The organism is Novosphingobium sp. B-7, assembly GCF_000410615.1.
Taxonomy (GTDB): Bacteria; Pseudomonadota; Alphaproteobacteria; order Sphingomonadales; family Sphingomonadaceae; genus Novosphingobium; species Novosphingobium capsulatum.
This window is the reverse complement of the sequence record NZ_APCQ01000628.1, coordinates 1-5,375: the sequence shown is the minus strand read 5'-3', so window position 1 is coordinate 5,375 and position 5,375 is coordinate 1. Positions and strand designations below refer to the sequence as shown.

The window sequence follows — 5,375 nt, the reverse complement described above, 5'->3', positions numbered from 1 at the left end:
GGATGAAACCCGGCGCACACGATCAGCGTGCCCGGCGGATCGAGCGCAGCCAGCGGCGCATCGACCACCACGCGCATCCCGCTCGATGCCGCCACCGGCTCGCCATCGGCGGAATGCAGGCGCCAGGCAAACAGCGGCTGGGCGGCCAGGCGATTGGCCACGCGCAGCGGCTCCACCGTGGAAAAGAACGCCAGGGCGGAAAAGCCCTCCACCAGCAGGAAATCGATTCGTTCAGGCGGGGAGATCGCGGGTTCGGTCATCGCCGCGCAGGAAAACACGCTGCGTCGCAAATTGCATCATCTGTGTCGTTTCCAGCGTCAAATTTTCGCGGCACCTGCCGCATGCTGGCATCATCAGCACGGGGGAGTTGCGATGCAGAGCGACGTGTTCATCACTTGCGCGGTTACCGGTTCGGGCGACACCGCCAGCCGTCATCCCGACCTGCCGATCACGCCGGCGCAGATCGCGCAGGCCTCGATCGAGGCGGCCAAGGCCGGCGCCGCGATTGCCCACATCCATGTGCGTGATCCGCAAACCGGGCAGGCCAGCCGCGATGTCGCGCTTTATCGCGAAGTGGTGGAGCGCATCCGCGAGTCCGATACCGACGTGATCATCAACCTGACCGCCGGCATGGGCGGCGACGTGGTGTTCGGCGCGGGCGAAAATCCCCTGCCGCTCAATCCGGTGGGCACCGACATGGTCGGCCCGATGGAACGGCTGGCCCATGTGGTGGAACTTCTGCCCGAAATCTGCACGCTCGATTGCGGCACGATGAACTTTTCGCTGGGCGACTATGTGATGACCAACACGCCCAGCCACCTGCGCGCCATGGCGGCCAAAGTGCAGGAACTGGGCGTGCGGCCCGAACTGGAAGTGTTCGATTTCGGCCACCTGGTCTTTGTCAAAGACCTGATCAAGGAAGGCCTGCTCGATGATCCGGTGATGATCCAGCTGTGCCTGGGCATCCCCTATGGCGCGCCCGATGATCCGGGCACGACCATGGCGATGGTCAACCAGCTGCCGCCAGGCGCCACGTTCTCGGCCTTTTCGATCGGCGCGCGGCAGCTGCCGTTCGTGGCCATGGCCGTGCTGGCCGGTGGCAACGTCCGCGTGGGCCTGGAAGACAACCTCTATCTCTCGCGCGGGGTCAAGGCCTCCAACGCCGATCTGGTCACCCGCGCGCGCACCATCATCGAGGCGATGAACGTGCGCGTGATGGGCCCCGCCGAGGTGCGGGAAAAGCTCAAGCTGCGGAAGGTGGCGTAATGGCGGCGCCCTCCATCGCCCGGGCGGGGCTGGTCGGCGGTGGCGTGATCGGCGCCGGCTGGGCGGCGCGGATGCTGCTCAACGGCATCGACGTTGCGATCTTCGATCCCGATCCGGAAATCGAACGCAAGGTGACGACCGTGCTCGCCGCCGCGCGCCGCGCCTGGGACAAGCTGGTGCCCGGCGCCCTGCCCGCGCAAGGTCACCTGCGCCTGGCCAGCAGCGTCGAAGACGCCGTAGCCGATGCCGATTTCGTGCAGGAAAGCCTGCCCGAACGCGAAGACCTCAAGATCGCGATCCTGGCCCGCATCGACGCCGCCACGCGGCCCGACGTGGTGATCGGCTCGTCCACCTCGGGCCTTTTGCCCACACGCCTGCAATCGGGCATGGCCCATCCCGAGCGGATGGTCGTGGGTCATCCCTTCAACCCGGTATACCTCCTGCCGCTGGTTGAAATCTGCGGCGGCGCCCAGACCTCAACCCAAACCAGGGACCGCGCCGCCGCCTTCTATTCGGCCATCGGCATGCACCCGCTGCATGTGCGCAAGGAAATCGACGGGTTCATCGCCGATCGCCTGCTCGAAGCCCTGTGGCGCGAGGCGCTGTGGCTGGTGAACGACGGCGTGGCCACGACCGAGGAAATCGACGACGCCATCCGCTTTGGCGCCGGGCTGCGCTGGTCGTTCATGGGCACGTTCCTGATCTATCGCATGGCTGGCGGCGAGGCTGGGATGCGCCATTTCCTGGCGCAGTTCGGCCCCGCGCTGAAACTGCCGTGGACCAAGCTCGAAGCGCCTGAACTGACGCAGGAGCTGATCGACGCGGTTGCCGCGCAGTCTGACGACCAGGCCGGCGATATGTCGATCCGCGCGCTGGAGCGCCAGCGCGACGATTGCCTGATCGCCGTGCTTTCGGGCCTGCGCGGGCAGGATTACGGCGCTGGGCAAACCCTCGCCAGCTATGCCCGCCGCCTGATGGAGCAGGCCCCCGCCCCGCTCGCCAGCAGCATAGATGAGCGCCGGCCCCTGGCCCTCCACGCCACCGACGTGGCGCCGGAATGGATCGATTACAACGGCCACATGACCGAGCATCGCTACCTCCAGGTGTTTGGCGATACCACCGATGCGCTGCTGCGGCACATCGGCGTGGATGCGGCCTACCTGGCGCAGGCCGGCAGCTGGTTCACCGTGGAAACCCACATCCGCCATCTGGGCGAAACCCATGCCGGGGATCGCCTGGTGGCCGCCACGCAGATCCTGGGCGCCGATGCCAAGCGCGCCCACGTGTTCCACAGCCTGTTTCGCGGCAGCGACGGGCAACTGGTGGCCACGGCCGAACAGATGCTGTTGCATGTCAGCAAGGACACCGGCCGGGCCGGGCCGGCCACCGGCGTGCCGGCGGCGCGCATGGCGGAACTGGCAACGGCGCAGGCCGATCTGCCGGTTCCCGATGGCGCCGGCCGCCGGATATCGCTGGGCTGAACAGAAAGGAAAGACCGATGCGCCGCCTGATGATCGCGTTTCTTCTGGCGGCCACGGCCGCAACCCCGGGCCTTGCCAAAGCACCAGCCCAGCCCGCCGCAATGGTCCCGCCGCTGCCCGATCGCTTCGACGATTTCGGGCCGGCGGTCCAGGCCTTGACCATGCCAGGCGGGCGCGTGGTCCATTTCACCGACAGCGGCGATCTGGGCGGGCGCAGCGTGGTGTTCATCGGCGGCACCGGCACCAGCGCGCGGGCCAGCGGGATGACCGATTTCCTCAAGAGCCTGCGCGTCGCGCTAAAACTGCGGTTCATCACGGTGGAGCGCAACGGCTTTGGCGATACCGCCTATCAGCCGGGGTGGACCTATGCCGATTATGCCAGCGAGGTGCGCGCCGTGCTCGATCACCTGGCGGTGCAGCGCTTTGCCGGCGTGGCGATTTCGGGCGGTGGCCCCTATATGGCCGCCGTGGCCGGGGCGATGCCCGATCGCGTGATCAGCCTGCACATGCTGGCCACCGCCGCCACCAATCCGCAGGGGCGGCAATGCGGCGTGCCGCTGGCCACGCTGGCGCAATCCCTTGCCGGGCAAGTGCAGAACCCGCAAAGCTGGTGGGCCTTTCCCGCCACCAGCCCGACGCGGCGCATCCCCGGCTTTGCCGATCGCGCGTTCGAGGAAGGCGCGCGCACGTTCTTCATTCGCGGGCAAATGGGCGATCCCCTGCCCGAAGCGGCCGAGATGCTGCGCTATTGCGGCGCGGCGCCCGATGTTTCCAGGGTTACCGCGCCGGTGCACATCTACCAGGGCGGTGCCGATCCGCTGGTCACGCTGGACCAGGCGGAATACTGGCACCACCATTTCCCCAACGTGGTCGCCTTCCGTGTCTATCCCGGCGAAGCGCACGACGTGCAATATCGCCACTGGGACCAGGTGCTGATCGAACTGGCCGGGATCACCGGGCAAACCGTGGTGTGCCAGGGCGGACACAGCGCAGCCCTGGCCGATGCCAAGGTGCCCGCCGCGCTGGCCAAGGGTGCCAGCCTGGGCCTGTGCGCATGGCAGGCAAGGAATTGAAGGCCAAGAGCATTTTCAAGGCAGGTGGAATCACCTGCCGACTCGGAAAATGCGGCAAATAAAAATGCTAGAGCGCCGGCTTTGACGCAGTCAAAGTCGATCGCGCTCTAGCGCCAGGAACTGTCGTCGCGCGGCAGGCGGCCATGGTCGTCCACCACGCGCACCTGGTGCGGCGGCGCATCGGCCCAGGTCCAGAACACAACGTTGCGATCGTCGGCCTGGGCGCGATGGGCAAAGCTGGGCACGATCACCCCGGCCGCGCCCTGCGACGCCAGCCGCGTTGCCAGGTGCCACGTGGGCGGGGTGTGCCCGCGATCGGCCAGGTCTTCCCAGGCGCAGGCCAGGTCAGCCGGGGCCACGCCCAAGGCCGCCAGCGTGGCCGTGTCGGTCAGGTCCACCAGATCGGCGCAATCCACGTCATAGGAACACAGCGTCAGCGGCTGCGCCTTGAAGGCAAAGCCCTGCTGCGCTTCCAGCCAGGCGGTTTCCGGGCGCAGCGCGGTATAGAGCGCGGGCATGCCCACGGGATTGAAGCGCCCGCCGTGGCGCGCCGCGCCTTCTCCCGAAACCGGATCGAACGCCCAGCGCGGATGATGCGCGCGATAGACGGCGCCGCTCAGGCGGCTGAACGGCAACGGATCGGCCACGATCAGGCAAAGCCGCCCTCGGCCATGCGGCTGAGATAGCGCTTCACCGCTTCCCCCCGCCCGGCGTGGACCATATCCTCTGCCGTCTGATCCCCGAACGAAGGCAGCGGCTGCGACCGATACCAGGCAAAGGCGGCAAGTTCCGAACCGGCCCAGGGGATCACGCGGTTGACGATCTCCACCATGTCACGCAGCCGCTTCTGCGTGGCGGGCGATGCCACGCGGCTGGCCTTGGACACACTGTCGCGCGACAGGCCCAGGGCATGGGCCAGTTCGGTCTTGGTGATGCGCAGACGGCCCGAGACGACATCGGGCGAAACCGCCCCGCCTTGCCCCACCACATCCACCAGAAACGCCGTAGCCACGCCCGCCTCACCAATTGCCGCGATATAGGGGCAATATACGCGGCAATGGCGGATTTGCAAGGTGGGGTCGGCTTAGGTTTTCACCACCCCCAACCCCCTCCTCTGAAGAGGAGGGGGTTGGGGGTGGTGCGAACCCTAGCGCTGATCCCCGTACCGCTCCAAAAAAGCCCGCGTCACGCCGTTGGTCCAGCCAAAGCCATCCTGCAGCGGATATTCCCCGCCGCCGCCCGGCGCATGGGCTTCCACGTCATATTTTTCCAGCATCTTGCCGGTGCTGTCATAGGCGGCCTGCACCGTGCCCAGCCACGCGCGCGCGATCGTGGCGGCAAGATCGCCCTCGCCATAGCGCAGCAGGCCTTCGTGGGCGATCCATTGCAGGGGTCCCCAGCCGTTGGGATCGTCCCACTGCTGCCCGGTGCGCAGCGGCGTGGTGCGCAAGCCGCCCGGTGCCAGCAATTGCGCGCGCACCAGCCGCGCCACGGCCTGCGCCTGATCGGGCCGGGCCAGGCCCACGAACAGCGGATAGAGCGTGGCAGCCGAAAC

6 protein-coding genes and 1 pseudogene are annotated in these 5,375 nt (G+C 67.5%); 3 read left to right on the top strand and 4 right to left on the bottom strand.

The window, feature by feature from the left end; genetic code table 11:
• Positions 1–260, bottom strand: a pseudogene (locus H926_RS26065) (hypothetical protein); the annotation flags it as partial.
• A gap of 112 nt (positions 261–372) precedes the next feature.
• Here H926_RS26065 and H926_RS0106920 point away from each other — a divergent pair.
• From H926_RS0106920 to H926_RS0106910, 3 genes are read left to right on the top strand one after another with little or no spacing between them, the layout of a single operon-like run.
• Positions 373–1,266 (top strand): 3-keto-5-aminohexanoate cleavage protein, encoded by an 894-nt coding sequence (locus H926_RS0106920; protein ID WP_022675654.1) that lies wholly within the window; start codon positions 373–375, stop codon positions 1,264–1,266.
• Positions 1,266–2,747: a carnitine 3-dehydrogenase gene (locus H926_RS0106915; RefSeq protein WP_022675653.1), complete on the top strand. Its 1,482-nt coding sequence runs from the start codon at positions 1,266–1,268 to the stop codon at positions 2,745–2,747. Before H926_RS0106920 ends, H926_RS0106915 begins: the two co-directional genes overlap by 1 nt.
• A 17-nt stretch (positions 2,748–2,764) precedes the next feature.
• The gene (locus tag H926_RS0106910) at positions 2,765–3,820 is read left to right on the top strand and encodes an alpha/beta fold hydrolase (RefSeq protein ID WP_022675652.1); all 1,056 of its coding nucleotides are present in this window, start codon (positions 2,765–2,767) and stop codon (positions 3,818–3,820) included.
• Between the two features lie 107 nt (positions 3,821–3,927).
• On the opposite strand, the gene H926_RS0106905 is transcribed toward H926_RS0106910, so the two are convergent.
• The 3 genes from H926_RS0106905 to H926_RS26060 all read right to left on the bottom strand — a co-directional run.
• Positions 3,928–4,467, bottom strand: coding sequence for an RES family NAD+ phosphorylase (locus H926_RS0106905; protein WP_022675651.1), 540 nt, complete (start codon positions 4,465–4,467; stop codon positions 3,928–3,930).
• Between the two features lie 2 nt (positions 4,468–4,469).
• The gene (locus H926_RS0106900; protein WP_022675650.1) at positions 4,470–4,832 is read right to left on the bottom strand and encodes an antitoxin Xre/MbcA/ParS toxin-binding domain-containing protein; all 363 of its coding nucleotides are present in this window, start codon (positions 4,830–4,832) and stop codon (positions 4,470–4,472) included.
• 135 nt (positions 4,833–4,967) lie between these two features.
• Positions 4,968–5,375, bottom strand: a 408-nt coding sequence (locus H926_RS26060; protein WP_043608315.1) for a trehalase family glycosidase, incomplete at its 5' end; no start/stop codon positions are given.